The following is a 558-nucleotide window of genomic DNA, read 5'->3' as shown; positions in this document are numbered from 1 at the left end:
AGACGATGGACGACCTGGAGATCACGACGGAGTTTCTGCAGGAAGTCGCCGAAACGAAATCCCTTGCTATGCTGGACGATCCGGACCGCGCGGAGGAGCTGCGCGCCTCGTTGGAGAGACTGAAGGAGCGCGCAAGCTGGCTGGGAGAACGCTTCGAACGCCGGAAAACGAATGAACGCCTGCAACAGAGTGAACATCTCAACCTTATGCATCAGCAGATGTGATGATTCCGGCGACGCGATCTTTCGAAAGAAGATCGCATCACCGCGAATGTGCCGGATGCCTGAAAGCAAGGCGCGGACGGTCGGGTTCGTGACCTGATCGATTTTCGGCGCAAGGTCGCGGCGGTCGTTTCGGCGTAATGGCGCGTCATCTCGATATTCTTGTGGCCGAGGAAGCGCTGCACATCCGTGATGTCCACGCCGAGCCATAACAGTTTTGTCGCCATGGTGTGGCGGATAGTCGATGCCCTCCCGGATGAGGATGATGGCTTTGGTGGCTCGCCCGATCGAAGTCATTCTACCAAAGATTTTCGGATTGCTAACTGACGATCCCCAT

1 protein-coding gene and 1 pseudogene are annotated in these 558 nt (G+C 56.8%); one reads left to right on the top strand and one right to left on the bottom strand.

What is annotated here, in order from left to right:
* A pseudogene (locus ACWGTO_RS33775) lies at window positions 1-224 on the top strand (plasmid pRiA4b ORF-3 family protein); the annotation flags it as partial.
* On the opposite strand, the gene ACWGTO_RS33770 reads toward ACWGTO_RS33775, so the two are convergent.
* Complete coding sequence (locus tag ACWGTO_RS33770) at window positions 212-460, bottom strand: tyrosine-type recombinase/integrase (RefSeq protein ID WP_454578993.1); 249 nt, start codon at window positions 458-460, stop codon at window positions 212-214. The pseudogene ACWGTO_RS33775 and the gene ACWGTO_RS33770 overlap by 13 nt on opposite strands.
* Between the last annotated feature and the right edge of the window lie 98 nt (window positions 461-558).

It is taken from the genome of Mesorhizobium sp. PL10, assembly GCF_053714315.1.
This window is presented reverse-complemented; position numbering and strand designations above follow the sequence as displayed.